The sequence below is a fragment of the Microbacterium murale genome (genome assembly GCF_014635185.1).
In the GTDB taxonomy this organism is placed as follows: domain Bacteria; phylum Actinomycetota; class Actinomycetes; order Actinomycetales; family Microbacteriaceae; genus Microbacterium; species Microbacterium murale.
In genome coordinates this window covers 100,942-116,333 of the sequence record NZ_BMCM01000006.1, presented here as the reverse complement: position 1 = coordinate 116,333, position 15,392 = coordinate 100,942, and the positions used below count along the sequence as shown (strand labels likewise).

The window sequence follows — 15,392 nt, the reverse complement described above, 5'->3', positions numbered from 1 at the left end:
GTTGACAAGCCGTCGGCGCCCCCGCCAGGGTGAGAGCCATGGATTCGAACCTTCTGTCAGAGCAGATCTTCTCGACGAGCTCCGCCGTTCTCGGCATCATCTTCTACGTCATCTACGCGATCACGATGTGGAAGGTGTTCGTCAAGGCGGGCTACCCGGGCATCCTCGCCCTGATCCCGATCGTGAACTGGGTGTTCCTGGTCAAGATCGCCGGCATGTCGGGATGGTTCGCGCTGCTCTACCTGATCCCGTTCGTGAACATCATCTTCGCGATCGTCGTCGCCATCAAGGAGGGCGCCAACTTCGGCAAGGGCGGCGTGTTCTCCTTCTTCCTGCTCTGGCTGTTCCCGTTCATCGGGCACCTCATCATCGGCTTCGGCTCGGCGCAGTACCGGAAGGTCTGACAACCACCCGCCGAGACCCCTGGAAACTGCCGAGACCCCCTGCTGCAGCAGGGGGTCTCGGTGATAAGACGGGGTCTCGGCGAGCCGAACGCGGGCTCAGGCCTCGTCGTCCTCCGGGACGAAGTCGACGCCGGCCTCTGCACGCTGCGCATCGGTGATCGGTGCGGGTGCGGCGGTCAGCGGGTCGAAGCCGTTGCCGGTCTTCGGGAACGCGATGACCTCGCGGATCGACTCGGTCTTGGTGAGGTGCTGCAGGACGCGGTCCATGCCGAGCGCGATGCCGCCGTGCGGCGGGGCGCCGAACTTGAACGCCTCCAGCAGGAAGCCGAACTGCTCGTCGGCGACCTCATCCGAGATGCCCATGACCTCGAACACGCGCTTCTGCACGTCTTCGCGGTGGATGCGGATCGATCCGCCGCCCAGCTCCGACCCGTTGCACACGATGTCGTACGCGTAGGCGAGGGCGGATCCGGGGTCGGTGTCGAACGTGTCGGCGAACTCCGGCTTCGGGCCGGTGAAGGCGTGGTGCACTGCTGTCCACGCGCCGGCTCCGACGGCGACGTCACCGGATGCCACGGCATCCGCCGCAGGCTCGAACATCGGGGCGTCGACCACCCACGTGAACGCGAAGACGTCGGGGTCGAGCAGACCGAGGCGGCGACCGATCTCGACGCGGGCAGCGCCGAGCAGTGCGCGGCTGTCCTTGGCGGATCCTGCGGCGAAGAACACGCAGTCACCTGCCGCAGCACCGACGAGGTCGGCGAGGCCGGCCTTCTCGGCATCCGACAGGTTCTTGGCAACAGGGCCGCCGAGTGAGCCGTCCTCGTTGAAGAGCACGTACGCGAGACCGCGGGCGCCGCGCTGCTTCGCCCAGTCCTGCCAGGCGTCGAGCTGCTTGCGCGGCTGCGATGCGCCGCCTGGCATGAGCACGGCGCCGACATAGTCGGACTGGAAGACGCGGAACGTCGTGTCCGCGAAGTACTCGGTCGCCTCGACGAGCTCGAGACCGAAGCGCAGATCGGGCTTGTCCGAGCCGTACTTCGCCATGGCGTCGGCGTAGGTGATGCGCGGCAGCGGAGTCTGCACTTCGACGCCGATGGTCGCCCACATCGCGGGGATGAGCTCCTCCATCAGCGTGATGACGTCTTCCTGGTCGACGAAGCTCATCTCGATGTCGAGCTGTGTGAACTCCGGCTGACGGTCGGCACGGAAGTCCTCGTCGCGGTAGCAGCGGGCCATCTGGTAGTACTTCTCGACGCCGCCGACCATGAGCAGCTGCTTGAACAGCTGCGGGCTCTGCGGCAGGGCGTACCAGCTGCCTGGGTGCAGGCGTGCGGGCACGACGAAGTCGCGGGCACCCTCCGGAGTCGACTTCGTGAGCGTCGGGGTCTCGACCTCGAGGAAGTCGCGACCGTGCAGCACGTCGCGGATCGCTTTGTTCACGTCGGAGCGCAGACGAAGAGCGGATGCCGACGAGGGGCGCCGCAGGTCGAGATAGCGGTGCTTGAACCGCACATCCTCGCCGATCGTGTCGGTGTCGCCGAGCCCGGTGGAGACCTGGAAGGGGAGCGGAGCGGACTCGTTGAGCACCTCGACCTCAGTCGCGATGACCTCGATCTCGCCGGTGGGCAGGTTCGGGTTCTCGTTGCCGGCAGGGCGGGCGGACACCGTTCCCGTCACCTTCAGCACGAACTCGCTGCGCAGCGGGTGGGCGGTCTCCTCATCACGGATGACCACCTGGGCGATGCCTGATGCGTCACGGAGATCGATGAACGCGACACCGCCGTGATCACGACGACGATCGACCCAACCCGAGAGGGTGACGGTCTGACCTATGTGCTCGGCTCGCAGGGAGCCGGTCGTGTGAGTTCGCAGCATTCCGCCATTCTACGTGGGTGCTCGCGGGCGTCAGAGGACGGCATCCCTAGACTGGGGCCATGCCAGCCGAACGCCTCCATCTGGTCCGCCACGGCGAAGTGCACAACCCCGGACGAGTGCTCTATGGCCGACTGCCGCACTATCGGCTCAGCGAGGACGGACGGCGGATGGCGCGAGACGCGGCCGAGTACATCGCCGGACTCGGCCGTCCGGTGACCTCGCTGCGGTCCTCTCCGCTGCAGCGCGCGCAGGAGTCGGCAGAGCCGTTCACGGAGATCTTCGGCCTGGAGCCGGTGATCGACGAGCGGGTGATCGAACCGACCAACGTGTTCGAAGGCACCCGCATGAGCCGGTCGCTGCGCGATCCGCGCAACTGGTGGCATCTGCGACGGCCGTCGCTGCCGAGTTGGGGCGAGCCGTACCTCACGATCGCGGCGCGCATGGAGGACGCGATGAACAGCGCCTGGCACGAGACCGACGGCGGGGATGCCGTGATCGTGTCGCATCAGGCGCCGATCTGGATCACCCACCTGCACGTGGCCGGTCTGCCCCTGCGGCATGACCCTCGCACGCGCCGTTGCGCGCTGTCGAGCGTGACGTCGTTCGAGCGTGTCGGCGATGTCTGGCGTGAGGTCGACTACGCCGAGCCGGCGGCGACCGGCGACGCGGTCGACGTCGGCGCCGTCTGAGCGACCCCCTACCAGGGGTGCAGACGAGTCGATACCCACGTGTGATGTGGAGCCCGACATGGCGCTCTTAATCTCCTGACACGGCCGGAAGCGCCGACCGCCGGGATCGCGCATCGTGAATCGCGCGTCCAGAGGAGATTCTCATGACCATCGTCGCCGACTCGCAGCTCGGTCCTGTTCGTCAGACCTACGCGCGCACTGGCGAGTTCCCGCCGGTCGCTCGCGCCTACACCCAGATCTCGCAGCGCGTGCGCGACACCGGACTGCTGCGCCGCGCGCCACGGTTCTACCTTCTGGTGGGCGCCGCCTTGGCGCTCGCATTCTCAGGACTCGTCGTCGGCTTCCTCCTGCTCGGCGACAGTTGGTACCAGCTGCTGATCGCGGCTGCATTGGGCATCGTGGCCACCCAGGTCGCGTTCCTCGCACACGAAGCCGCCCACCGCACCATCCTGGAGACCGGCCCCGCCAATGACCGGTTGGCACGCATCCTCGCCGGGCTCGTCGGACTGAGCTACTCCTGGTGGGATTCCAAGCACAGCCGCCACCACGCCAATCCGAACCGCGTCGGGCGCGACCCCGACATCGAGGTCGACACGATCTCCTTCCTCGACACGGATGCGGCCGAGGCGCGTGGGCTTCGCCGTTGGATCACGCGCCGGCAGGGCTGGCTGTTCTTCCCCCTGCTGACGCTGGAGGGCATCAACCTGCACTACCTCAGCCTCAAGCACCTCGTCGCACGCGGGCCGGTCAAGAACCGGGTGCCCGAACTCGCATTCCTCCTGATCCGGCACGCCATCGTTCTCGGTGCCGTGTTCTGGATGCTGCCTGCCGGGATGGCGTTCGCATTCATCGGGGTGCAGCTGGCCGTCTTCGGCGTCTACATGGGTGCGTCGTTCGCACCGAACCATAAGGGCATGCCCGTTGTGGCTGCGGATGCGCGACTCGACTTCTTCACCAAGCAGGTCCGCACCTCTCGGAACATCTCGGGAGGCTGGTGGGCCACTTGGCTGATGGGCGGGCTGAACTACCAGATCGAGCACCACCTGTTCCCCTCCATGCCCCGTCCGCACCTCGCGGCGGCGCGCATGATCGTTCGGGAACACTGCGCCGTCAACGAGATTCCGTACACCGAGACGACCCTGTGGCGCTCGTACGCGATCGTCATCGACTATCTCAACCGCGTCGGGCTGGCCGCCCGCGATCCGTTCGACTGCCCGGCGGCGTCGCAGTACCGGCGGATCTGACCTGTCATAACGTCGAGACAGCGAACAGAACACCATGAGAGGGACGTGGACGATGACCAGCACGATGTCACCCGAGCACCAGGCCGAACCGTTGCGCGTGCTCATCGCGACTGACACGTTCCCGCCGGACATCAACGGTGCGGCTAGGTTCGCCCGCGATCATGCTGTGCGCCTGGCTCGCCGTGGGCACGACGTTCACGTGATTGCACCGTCGCCCACGTTCACCGGCCACTCGGGAGTCACGATGATCGACGACCAGTTGATTCGGACGCATCGGCTGCGCAGCGTGAAGTGGCCTTCACATGAGTGGCTGCGGATCGCTCCGCCGTGGGAGGTCCGGCGACGCGTCGGGCGCATCCTCGACGAGGTCCGTCCTGACGTGGTGCACGTGCAGTCGTTCATCGGCATCGGCCGCGGTGTCGCATACGAAGCGCACGCGCGCAGCATCCCGATCGTGGCGACCAATCATGTGATGCCGGACAATCTGGCCTCCGTCGGTGGGCTGCCCAGCCGGATGGTTCCAGGGGTGACGCGACGCGGCTGGAACCTCGCTGCCGCCGTGTATGCGCGGGCCGACATCGTCACAAGCCCCACCCCGATCGCAGCGGACTACCTCGAGCGCAGTATCGGCATCGCATCCGTCACTCCCATCTCGTGCGGCGTCGACCTGCAGCGCTTCACGCCGAAGCACGCGAAACCCGCCGGCCCGCGCAGCATCCTCTTCGTCGGCCGCCTGGACCCTGAGAAGAATCTGCCGACCCTGCTGAGAGCGATCGCTCTGCTTGACCGCGACGTCGATGCGCATCTCGATATCGTCGGCGGTGGATCCGAGCGGTCGATTCTGGAACAGCTCGCCGCGCAGCTGGGGATCTCGGATGTCGTGCGGTTCCACGGGCGCGTGAGCGACGAGCAGCTTGCGGTGCTGCACCAAGAGGCGTCCGTCTTCGTCATGCCGTCGCCCGCAGAGCTGCAGAGCATCGCGACGCTCGAGGCATTGGCATCCGGAACTCCCGCCGTGGTCGCGGATGCGATGGCACTGCCGCACCTGGTCCACAACGGCATCGAGGGCTTCCTCGTCCCGACGTACAACGCCGAGGAGTTCGCCCGCCAGATCGTGAAGATCCTGAGGCTTCCAGACAGCGACTACATGGCGATGAGCAGGCACGCCGTGCAACGCGCCATCCAGCACGATGCCAGGACGATCGTGCGTCGGTATGAGGATCTGTACCGCGGTGCAGGAACCCGCCGCTCCGCACGCGCAGACGATGATGCACGCACAGACCGTGCCCGGACGGCGTACAGGGGCCGTCCAGAGTACAGGGGCCGCATAGATTCCCGCGTCTAGACTGGGAATGTGCCACTCGCCTCGACGATTCGACCGATTCGCAGCGGCCGCTCCTCCCGTACTCGACGCCCCGGTCGTCTGGTCGGAGCCGCGCTCGCCGCGCTGTTCGCCGTCGCTCTGACGGCCTGTGCACCGGATCCGGTCGCGCAGCAGTACCTCGACGGTGATGGCAAGGGCTACATCTCCGCGGATGGCGCCGTCGTCGAGATCGCACCGGCGGACCGCGGCGAACCGATCGTCTTCGGCGGAGTGACAGAAGACGGCGAGGAGTTCAGCAGCGCCGACATCGCCGGCGACGTCACTGTCGTGAACTTCTGGTACGCGGGCTGCGCCCCGTGCCGCGTCGAGGCGAAGGACCTCGAATCCGTCTGGCAGGCGAACGAGGATGAAGACGTCTCCTTCGTCGGCGTCAACATCTACGATCAGGCCGACACCGCCAAGGCGTTCGCCGAGACGTACGGCGTGACCTACCCGAGCCTCATCGACGTCGACAGCGGTGAGGCGAAGCTCGCCTTCGCGAGCGACGCACCCCTGCAGGGGACGCCGTCCACACTCGTGCTCGACAAGCAGGGGCGTGTGGCGGCCCGCATCGTCGGTCCGCTCGACGGGCCATCGATCCTCTCCACGCTCGTCAAGGACGCGCTCGCGGAGAGCGCGTGAACACCCAGGAGCTGATCGGCTCCGGCGCGCTCTGGCTCGCGATCCCGGTCGCGATGCTCGCGGGACTCGTGTCGTTCCTGTCACCCTGTGTGCTTCCGCTCGTTCCGGGTTATCTGGGGTTCCTCGGGGGAGCGGTGGCTCCACGTTCGTCGAACGGATCGACCTCTCAGACCGGCCGTGGTCGACTCGTGCTGGGCGTGCTGCTTTTCATCCTCGGCTTCGCCGTCGTGTTCGTCGCGTACACGGCACTCAGCGGAACGGTCGGCGTCTTCTTCCTGCAGTGGGGCGACATCATCACCCGGGTCCTGGGCGTCGTGATCATCCTCATGGGGCTCGTCTTCCTCGGACTGTTCGGCTTCATGCAGCGAGAGTTCCGCTTCCAGGTCGATTCCAAGGCCGGCATCATCGGTGCCCCACTGCTCGGCGTCGCGCTCGGCATCGGATGGGCGCCGTGCATGGGGCCGACGCTCGCGGCCATCGTCGCGCTGTCGATCAACGTCGGAGATCCCGTTCGCGCGGGTTTCCTCGGCCTCGCGTACAGCCTCGGTCTCGGCATCCCTTTCCTGCTCGTCGCTCTCGGCTTCGGCTGGGCGACCAGGGCCATCGGCTTCCTGCGCCGCCACATCCGCGTCGTGAACATCATCGGCGGCGTGCTGCTGATACTGCTCGGCGTGCTCATGGTCACCGGGATCTGGACCGACATCATGTCGCAACTGACGGCGGTGATGGGCAGTGTCATCCTCCCGCTCTGATTCCCGCGCCGACTCCGCTGACGACCAGAAGGATGCCGTGACGTCTTCCGATCCGCTTCGTCCGTCCGACCACATCGACGGCGACGACTCGATCACCCAGCCGCGTCTCGGCCTGATCGGATGGCTCCGGTGGGGCTGGCGTCAGCTGACATCGATGCGCACGGCGATCATCCTGCTGCTCGTGCTCGCGATCGCGGCGATTCCAGGATCGATCTTCCCGCAGCGCATGGCGGACCCGAACGGCGTCACGCAGTGGGAGGCCGACAACCCCGATCTGTTCCCCGTGCTCGACGCGATGAACATGTTCGACGTGTACCTGTCGCCGTGGTTCTCGGCGATCTACCTGCTGCTGTTCATCTCGCTCGTGGGCTGCGTCATCCCGCGCATCAAGCATCACCTCAAGGCGCTGCGTGCGCGTCCGCCGCGTACACCCGCGCGGTTGGGGCGTCTCGAGGATCACCGCGAGGTGACGCGCGATACTGCGGATGCCGACGCCGAGGCCGCCCGGTCGATCGATGTCGCCCAGAAGCAGCTGAAGGCTCTCGGCTACCGCGTCGAGCGCTATGACAAGGGACGCACGTACTCCGTGTCGGCCGAACGCGGGTACTGGCGCGAAACGGGCAACCTCGTCTTCCACCTCGCGCTCGTCGGCGTGCTGCTGGTGGTCGGCATCGGCGGCAGCTTCGCCTACACCGGCCAGCGCGTGGTCGTGGAGGGCCAGACCTTCGTCAACACGCTGCTCGACTACGAGTCGATGAACCGCGGACGCTTCGTCAGCGACGACGCGCTGAGCCCGTACGCGATGACGCTGGACTCGTTCGACGTCACGTACCAGCAGTACGGCTCGGCGGCATCCGGTCAGGCCGGCGACTTCTCGGCCAACGTCTCGGTGCGCGAGAACGGCGAGACGCGCGAGGATTCCGTGCGGGTGAACCATCCGCTCGGCGTCGCGGGCGACAAGATCTACCTGCTCGGCAACGGCTACGCCCCGACGATCACCGTGCGAAATGCCGACGGCGATGTCGTGTACAGCAACTCGGTGCCGTTCCTGCCGCAGGACACCAACCTGACCTCGCTGGGCGTCATCAAGGTCACCGACGGGATGCCGGAGCAGCTCGGCATCGCCGCGTTCTTCTACCCGAGCGCGGCCAAGCTCGAGACCGGTGCGTTCGCGTCGGCGCACGGCGACCTGCTCGCACCTCTGCTCACGCTCGACGTCTACGAGGGTGACCTCGGCATCGACGAAGGCACGCCCCGCTCCGTGTACGTGCTCGACACCGAAGAGCTCACCAAGCTCACCGGCCGCACGACGGATGTCGACTCCATCGAACTCGCGCCGGGGGAGACCGCCGATCTGCCGAATGGGCTCGGGACGGTCACCTTCGAGGACGAGTCGCCGGCCGGTGCGACGGATTACCGCGAGTCCGTGAAGCGGTTCGTCTCGCTTCAGATCCACCACGACGACTCGGCGGTCTGGGTGCTGGTGTTCGCGCTGCTCGCGCTGGCGGGCCTCATGCTCGCGCTGTTCGTTCCTCGTCGGCGGATGTGGGTCAAGGCGACATCCTCCGACGGCGCTGTCAACCTCGAGTACGCGGGTCTGGCTCGCGGTGAGGATCCGACGCTCGCCGCCGCCGTCGACGATCTTGTCGCGGGCCACGCCCGTCTGCTCGATGCGCCTCGACGCACCTCCCCCTCTGAGAAGACCCGAAAGTAGACTGGCACCATGCCCGACCTCGATTCCCTCTCGATCCTGTTCGTCTGGACGGCGATCGCGATCTACGCCGCGGCCTTCGTCGCCTACGCGTTCGACCTCGCGCGTCGCTCAGAGGTCACCGCCGACGCACGCCTCGCGCGTGAGACCGCACTGGTCGGTGCAGGGGGCGTCGCCGGCGTTCCGGGCGCTCCTGATGCGGCCGACGATGCAGCATCCGCTGAGCCGGCGAAGCCGCGCTACGTGATGGCCCGCATCGGCACCACCCTCACGGGCCTCGCGTTCGTGTTCCACCTCGCCGCGACCGTGCTGCGCGGTATCGCCGCCGAGCGCGTGCCGTGGGCGAACCTGTACGAGTTCGCGATGATCGGCACGCTGCTGGTCGTCTTCGTCTATCTGCTCGTGCTCACACGCATCGATCTGCGCTTCCTCGGCACGTTCATCACCGGCCTCATCGTCGTGCTGATGGGCTCAGCAGCGCTGAGCTTCTACGTCGGCGTCGTGCCTCTGATGGATCCGCTCAAGAGCGTCTGGCTCGTGATCCACGTGTTCGTGGCGTCGCTCGGCACGGCGTTCTTCGCCCTCACCGCTGCGTTGTCGGCGCTGCAACTCATGCAGCACCGGCGCGAGCGCCGCATCGCCGAGGAAGCGGAGAAGCCTGGCCCGGCGTTCCTCTCGACGCTCCCCGGCTCCGAGCGCCTGGAAGGGCTCGCGTTCCGCTTCGCGATCGTCGGGTTCATCCTCTGGACCTTCACGCTCATCGCCGGATCGATCTGGGCGCAGGACGCCTGGGGACGCTACTGGGGCTTCGACGTCAAGGAGACCTGGACCTTCATCATCTGGGTGCTCTTCGCCGGATACATCCACGCGCGTGCCACCCGTGGATGGCGCGGAAGTCGTTCGGCATGGCTGGCGATCATCGGCTTCACCGCTGTGATCTTCAACTTCACGATCGTCAACGTCTTCTTCAAGGGCCTGCACGCGTACTCCGGCCTGAGCTGAGTTCTACGGCGCCGTTTCGACTCGCCTCCGGCTCGCTCAACGCGTTTCGTCTCGCTCCGCTCGCTCAACGACCCGAACGGGCTGTGCGTGATGCCTAGGGGGCGTTGAGCGCAGGTGCGGACAGCGGGGCGTTGAGACAGGTGCGGACAGCGGCGCGTTGAGCGCAGGCGCGGAGCGCCGGAGACGAAACGGGTTGAGCGAGCGGAGCGAGTCGAAGCCCTCGCCGGATCAGCCCAGCGGCATCACCTCGTGGTGCTCGACACCGCCGGAATACCAGACGAACTCCGCCTCGCTGACGATCTCGGTGGGCCGCTCGGCGTACTCGCGCGTGATGGATCGTTCGAGAGCGGACCAGGCATCCGCATCGAGCGCCTTGCCGTAGACGACCGACATGTGGAACGTCCAGTCGTCGAGGCTGCGCTCGTCGAGACGCCGGAAATCGGTGATGGCGAGAGTATCCGTCAACGTCGCGTATGCCGAGACGAGGGATGCCGTACGCACGAGCCGCGCGATCACGATCTGCCACGGCGCGGGGAAAGTGTCGATCGCCTCGGTCGTGATCTCGATCGGATGCTGCGCCGCCGCCCAGGTGCGAACGACGGTGCGCACATCCTCCAGACGATCGGGCTCATAGAATCCGCGAAGCGTGACGTGCTCCGTGTGCGGATGCTTTGTTCCGGCGGGCAGCGTCGGCAGCACAGCATCCTGAACCGCTCGGTAGTCGGCGGCAACAGCTCCGCTCGGGCGCAGCACCAGGTACTGCTGACCTTCCAGAGACGCGAGCTGCCGAGGGTCATTCATGAACGGTCGCCGCATGGACCGAGCCTATGGTGCTCGTCGGCGTTGATTACGGCGCCGCCACCTCGGCATCCGCGTTGAAAGGAGAAAAGTGCCGGTCAAACTCGAGGATGACCGGCACTTTCCTCCTTCCAAGGAGCGTCAGGCGCCAGCGAGCACGGCCTTCGCCGACGTCGTCCGGCGGACGGCCACGATCAGCGTCGTCGCGATGAGCGACAGCACGCCCCACACCACGAGGCTCGCCAGCGCGCTGCCGTTCGCTGCGATCAGGCCTGTGAACGCGGGAGCCGTCGGCAACGCCTGACCGATCGACGCGAGCCACCCTGGCACGGTCGAGATCAGTCCGGTCGCGACGGCGACGACGCCGATGAGGGCGCTCACCCAGCGTCCGATCCCGCCGAACAGCGCGACGAGCGCTTGGTTGACAGCGGCGAATGCGATACCCGCCACGACCGCGGTGCCTGCGAATGCCCACCACGCGGCTGCGTCGTACGACGCCACGAACTGCACGATGAGTGCGACGAGCAGGCCCTGCCCTGCGCCGATCGCGGCTGCCGGAGCGAACGCCCGTAGCGCCAACCCTGCCGAAGAGCGCCGCGAGGTCAGCGTGCGCGCGGTGTGGGCGCGCATGACGATGAACGACGCCAGGCCGCCGAACCAGAGCACCACCGCCGCGAGCAGCGGAATCGCGGTCGGACCGAAGATCGTGTTCATCGACGAGTTCGACGACACCGGATCGGCGATGACAGATGCGAGCGACGACGATTCCTGATCGTCGAACGAGGGGAGCGACTCGGATGCCGTCTTCAGGCCGCCGGCGAGATCACCTGTTCCTGTGGCGAGCTTGTCGACTCCGGTGGCGAGCTCGGCCGCACCATCGGAGAGCTGTGTCGCCCCGTCGCTCAGAGCCACGGCCCCGGTACTCAGCGAATTGGCACCGGCAGCGGACTGGTCGGTGCCATCCGCAAGTTGATAGAGACCGTCAGCGAGAGAAAGAGCTCCGTCTCCGGCGGTGCGCAGCTGCCCGGCGATAGTAGCGGATGCCTCGGTGTTGAAAGCGCCGAGGCCCGATGCGGTGCCTGCGGCCGCCTGCGCTGCGCCATTCGCGCCTTCCTGCAGCTGAGGCATACCTGCGGCCATCTCAGCGAGCCCCACGCACACAGGGTCAGTCGTCTCGCGGCCGACGCATGCTGCGAGGAGTGCGTTGAGTCCGGTCGTCAGGTCGTCGACTCCGCTCTTGACTCCAGCCGTCGCCTGCTGGGCGCCGTTCGCGGCGGTGAACAATTCCGCTGGCACGAGACCGTTCTGCTCCAGCGCCGCCGCCCCAGACGTCAGTCCCGAACCGAGCGCCGAGGCGCCGTTGGCCGCATCCTGCGTGCCAGTTGCGATCGTGCCGAGCCCACCTGCGAGCTCCGACGCACCGGTGCCGAGTTGCGATGCGCCATCCGCGAGTTTCGTCGCACCGTCCGGAAGGGCGGCTGCACCATCCGCGGCGCTTCGTGCACCGGTCGCCAGCTCCTGCGCACCGGTCGCGGCTTCGCCGATCTGGTCGCCGATCGTCGTGAATCCGACCAGCACGTTCTCCATGGTCGCCTCAGACAGCATCGTTCCCATGGTGGACGTCGCGACGGACGCGATCTGCTGTGTGATGAGGTCGTCGGCCACGAGTCCGTCGTCCGGCGTGGTGACCTCGATCGTCGCCTGCTCAGCGGTGCCGCCACCGTCGGAGATCGCCTGTCCAGAAGAGGTGGCCGCTGCCGAGAACTCCGCGGGGATCGTGATGACCGCCTGGTAGCTGCCGTCGGCGAGCCCCTCGGCGGCGTCCTCCTCGTTGGAGATGACCCACGAGAGGTTCGAGTCGAGCTCGTCCGAGCCCTCCACGAGCCCGGACGCCAGCTGGCGCCCAAGGGGCGTGTACTGGTCGTCGATCGTGACGGGCTCGTCGAGGTTCACGATGGCGGCGGTCATGGTGTCCAGCCGCTCGGTCGGATTCTGCAACGCCGCGACCAGGATGCCGCCGACCGCAGCCGGCAGCAGCAGGATGCCGAGGATCGTCAGCCAGGTGATGGGTTTGCGCGAGCGGGCGCGCTCGATCGAGAGGGTCATGCGTTCACCTCGGTGATGTCGGTGGGGGCGTCGACGGAAGGGCGAAGATCGACGACGGGCGCGGCGGGCCAGGCGGCCTCCGCGAGGATCGTGCGTGCGAGGCTGGGATCGGATGCTGTCGCGAAGACCGCGAGCGGACGCGAGGTTCCCGCTTCCACTCGCGCCGCGGCTGCAGCCGCGGCATCCTGCAGCATCGCCGTCGCCTGATCGCGCTGGCCGCCGGTGAAGCGGTCGATGCCATCGATCACGACGAGAGTGGGGGCGCCGCGCAGAGCTTCGCGAAGGTCGATGAGCGCAGCATCCGCATCGTCGACCAGCACGCAGCCGACGTGATTTCGCACCCAGGCCGCCCGGCCGGGCAGCAGATGTCCTGCGACGCGGAGCCTCCCGGCATCCGGTGTCAGCCTGCCGGCGATCGCCAGCGCGAGTGCACGCCGTACACGGCCGTCGAGACCTGTGGCGATCACCGCCGCGCCGGGAGCGACCCGCAGGGTCACGCCCTCGAGGATCGGCGCATCAGCGCTCAGCACGAGATCGTCCGCCGCGACGATCGAGTTATCGCCCGGCCAGGAGAGAAGATGCCGCTCGCGCTCGACGGCCTCGCCCTCGATGTCTACGCTAGGCAGGATCTTCTCCAGCCACGCCGGGATCTCCCAGGCACGCTCGCCGAGGATCGCCATGAGCGCGGGGATCAGCGTCATCCGCACCAGGAACGCGTCGATCGCGATGCCGGCAGCGAGGCCGAGAGCGATCGGCTTGAGCGAAGAGTCGCCCTCTGGCACGAACGCCACGAACACCGCGAACATGATGAGTCCGGCAGCGGTCACGACCTTCGCAGAGCCCGTGAATCCGCTGCGCACGGCGCGCAGTGCTGCCGCACGACGCACGCTTCTATCGGGTGAGCGACCGTCCGGGTCGTGCACGAAGTCCTCGCGCATGCGGGAGACCAGGAACACCTGGTAGTCCATCGCGAGTCCGAACAGCACACCCATGAGGATGATCGGCATGAAGCTGATGATCGGACCGACCTTCGCGACATGCAGCAGATCGGCGAACCAGCCCCACTCGAACACCGCGCCGACGACGCCGAACGCCGCGACGATCGACAGCAGGTACCCGAGGGCGGCGGTGATGGGCACCCAGAGCGAGCGGAACACGATCGTCAGCAGGATGAGCGACAGCCCGATCACGAAGATGCCGAATGGCAGCAGCGCGTTTCCGAGCTGGTCGGAGATGTCGATCGCGACAGCGGTGAAGCCGGTCACCTTGACGTCGATGCCGAACTCATCGAGCCACTCGTCGTGATGCGAGCGCAGCTCACGCACGAGGTCACTGGTCGCCGGGTCGTCCGGCGCGGTCTCGGGGATCACCTGCACGATTCCGGTGTCCGCTGTCTCGTTCGGGACGGCGAGGGCGACCTCCTTCACGCCGTCGATCTCGGCGACGGCATCTCCGAGATCTTCCATCAGCGTGAGCGGATCGGTGGAGGTCACGATCGTGCCGGTGATGATGAGAGGGCCGTTGAATCCGGCACCGAACTCGTCCGCGACGAGATCGTAGCTCTGCCGGCCCTCATCGTCGGGGGCGAGCACGCCGGCGTTGGGCAGCGCGAGGTTGAGGCTGAGGGCGGGGACGGCGACGACGCCGAGGCCGATGACGACGGCGAGAGCAGTGAGGATCGGATGCTTCGTCACTCCGCCGACCCAGCGGTCGCTGAATCCGCGGCGGGGCTTCTTGCCCTTTTTCGCGGGGCGCTCCTTCTTCGGCCGGCCGACGATGCGGCCCTTCAGGAAGCCGAGCACTGCCGGAGTCAACGTCACGGCGATCGCGACGGCGACCGCGACCGCGACGGATGCCGCGATGCCCATGGTCGTGAGGAACGGGATGCCGGCGAAGCCGAGACCGATCAGCGCGATCAGCACGGTGATGCCGGCGAACACGACCGCCGAGCCCGCGGTGCCGACCGCGCGCGCGGCCGATTCCTCGGGATCGACGCCGTCTCGCACCTGATCCTGGTGTCTGGCCATGATGAACAGCGCGTAGTCGATGCCGACCGCGAGTCCGAGCATCAGGGCGAGCAGCGGCGTCGTCGATGAGACCGAAGCGAAGGCAGTCGCGGCGAAGATGCCGCACATCGAGATGCCCACACCGAGCATGGCGGTCAGCAGCGGCAGTCCGGCGACGACGAATGAGCGGAACGTGACGATGAGCACCAGCAGTGCGATGACGACGCCGACCGCTTCGGTGAGGGTGACCCCGGGGATCGAGATGGCGAACAGGTCTCCGCCGAGCTTGGTCTGCGAGCCGTCCGGCAGCTCACCCGCGAGCGCATCGACGTCTGCGGTCAGCGCGTCCTTCGTCTCGGCCGAGACATCGGTGGCCTGACCGTCGAACTGCAGTTGGACGATCGCCGCGGTCTCGTCCTCGTTGATCATCCCCTCGATCATCTCGTCGTAGGGGGAGGTGACCGCGAGGACTCCGTCGAGGTCGCCCAGCTCGTCCACGGCATCCGCGATCGGTTCCCGATACTCGTCATCCGTGATCGAATCGCCGTCCGCGGCGACCACGATGAACTGCGCATTCGTGCCGCTGACCTGGGGGAACGAGCGCGAGAGCTGCTCGAGGCCGTCCTGCGATTCCGTGCCGGGGATGCTGAACGAATTGTCGGTGCCCTGGTTGAGCACGAGCGCGCCGCCGCCGGCGACGCCGAGGACGATGAGCCAGGCGACGAGAACTCGCCACGGGTGACGGAACGACCAGCGTCCGAGTGACGACAGGAGAGTGGACACAGATTCCTCCGGGA

At 67.1% G+C, this 15,392-nt stretch carries 12 protein-coding genes; 8 read left to right on the top strand and 4 right to left on the bottom strand.

Going from position 1 to position 15,392, the window contains the following annotated elements:
* Positions 1–38 precede the first annotated feature (38 nt).
* Positions 39–404, top strand: a complete 366-nt coding sequence (locus IEV67_RS16365; RefSeq protein WP_188437700.1) for a DUF5684 domain-containing protein — start codon at positions 39–41, stop codon at positions 402–404.
* 96 nt (positions 405–500) lie between these two features.
* On the opposite strand, the gene aspS is transcribed toward IEV67_RS16365, so the two are convergent.
* On the bottom strand, positions 501–2,282 hold the full coding sequence (aspS, locus tag IEV67_RS16360; RefSeq protein ID WP_188437698.1) for an aspartate--tRNA ligase: 1,782 nt from the start codon (positions 2,280–2,282) through the stop codon (positions 501–503).
* 59 nt (positions 2,283–2,341) lie between these two features.
* Here aspS and IEV67_RS16355 point away from each other — a divergent pair, with 59 nt between their 5' ends.
* The 7 genes from IEV67_RS16355 (at position 2,342) to ccsB (ending at position 9,685) form a co-directional block, all read left to right on the top strand.
* Positions 2,342–2,971: a histidine phosphatase family protein gene (locus IEV67_RS16355; protein ID WP_188437696.1), complete on the top strand. Its 630-nt coding sequence runs from the start codon at positions 2,342–2,344 to the stop codon at positions 2,969–2,971.
* Positions 2,972–3,114: 143 nt separating this feature from the next.
* Positions 3,115–4,215 (top strand): fatty acid desaturase family protein, encoded by a 1,101-nt coding sequence (locus IEV67_RS16350; RefSeq protein WP_188437695.1) that lies wholly within the window; start codon positions 3,115–3,117, stop codon positions 4,213–4,215.
* 52 nt (positions 4,216–4,267) lie between these two features.
* Positions 4,268–5,560, top strand: coding sequence for a glycosyltransferase (locus tag IEV67_RS16345; RefSeq protein WP_188437693.1), 1,293 nt, complete (start codon positions 4,268–4,270; stop codon positions 5,558–5,560).
* Between the two features lie 9 nt (positions 5,561–5,569).
* Positions 5,570–6,220, top strand: coding sequence for a TlpA family protein disulfide reductase (locus IEV67_RS16340; RefSeq protein WP_188437692.1), 651 nt, complete (start codon positions 5,570–5,572; stop codon positions 6,218–6,220).
* Positions 6,217–6,972 (top strand): cytochrome c biogenesis CcdA family protein, encoded by a 756-nt coding sequence (locus IEV67_RS16335; RefSeq protein WP_188437691.1) that lies wholly within the window; start codon positions 6,217–6,219, stop codon positions 6,970–6,972. Before IEV67_RS16340 ends, IEV67_RS16335 begins: the two co-directional genes overlap by 4 nt.
* On the top strand, positions 6,953–8,686 hold the full coding sequence (resB, locus tag IEV67_RS16330) for a cytochrome c biogenesis protein ResB (protein WP_373284501.1): 1,734 nt from the start codon (positions 6,953–6,955) through the stop codon (positions 8,684–8,686). Before IEV67_RS16335 ends, resB begins: the two co-directional genes overlap by 20 nt.
* A gap of 9 nt (positions 8,687–8,695) precedes the next feature.
* On the top strand, positions 8,696–9,685 hold the full coding sequence (ccsB, locus tag IEV67_RS16325; RefSeq protein WP_188437690.1) for a c-type cytochrome biogenesis protein CcsB: 990 nt from the start codon (positions 8,696–8,698) through the stop codon (positions 9,683–9,685).
* A gap of 228 nt (positions 9,686–9,913) precedes the next feature.
* Here the strand turns inward: ccsB and IEV67_RS16320 are convergent, their stop codons facing one another.
* From IEV67_RS16320 to IEV67_RS16310, 3 genes are all read right to left on the bottom strand, one after another.
* A complete protein-coding gene (locus IEV67_RS16320) occupies positions 9,914–10,501 on the bottom strand; it encodes a 2'-5' RNA ligase family protein (RefSeq protein WP_188437688.1) in 588 nt (195 codons plus the stop codon).
* A gap of 123 nt (positions 10,502–10,624) precedes the next feature.
* Complete coding sequence (locus IEV67_RS16315) at positions 10,625–12,589, bottom strand: YhgE/Pip domain-containing protein (protein WP_188437686.1); 1,965 nt, start codon at positions 12,587–12,589, stop codon at positions 10,625–10,627.
* Complete coding sequence (locus tag IEV67_RS16310; RefSeq protein ID WP_188437684.1) at positions 12,586–15,378, bottom strand: efflux RND transporter permease subunit; 2,793 nt, start codon at positions 15,376–15,378, stop codon at positions 12,586–12,588. Before IEV67_RS16310 ends, IEV67_RS16315 begins: the two co-directional genes overlap by 4 nt.
* Positions 15,379–15,392 lie beyond the last annotated feature (14 nt).

What these genes read in the sequence shown, in the direction of transcription:
- ccsB (WP_188437690.1), top strand. Translation starts at nt 8,696, where the DNA reads ATGCCCGACCTCGATTCCCTCTCGATCCTGTTCGTCTGGACGGCGATC.
- IEV67_RS16345 (WP_188437693.1), top strand. Translation starts at nt 4,268, where the DNA reads ATGACCAGCACGATGTCACCCGAGCACCAGGCCGAACCGTTGCGCGTG.
- IEV67_RS16365 (WP_188437700.1), top strand. Translation starts at nt 39, where the DNA reads ATGGATTCGAACCTTCTGTCAGAGCAGATCTTCTCGACGAGCTCCGCC.
- IEV67_RS16315 (WP_188437686.1), bottom strand. Translation starts at nt 12,589, where the DNA reads ATGACCCTCTCGATCGAGCGCGCCCGCTCGCGCAAACCCATCACCTGG.
- IEV67_RS16320 (WP_188437688.1), bottom strand. Translation starts at nt 10,501, where the DNA reads ATGCGGCGACCGTTCATGAATGACCCTCGGCAGCTCGCGTCTCTGGAA.
- IEV67_RS16355 (WP_188437696.1), top strand. Translation starts at nt 2,342, where the DNA reads ATGCCAGCCGAACGCCTCCATCTGGTCCGCCACGGCGAAGTGCACAAC.
- IEV67_RS16350 (WP_188437695.1), top strand. Translation starts at nt 3,115, where the DNA reads ATGACCATCGTCGCCGACTCGCAGCTCGGTCCTGTTCGTCAGACCTAC.
- aspS (WP_188437698.1), bottom strand. Translation starts at nt 2,282, where the DNA reads ATGCTGCGAACTCACACGACCGGCTCCCTGCGAGCCGAGCACATAGGT.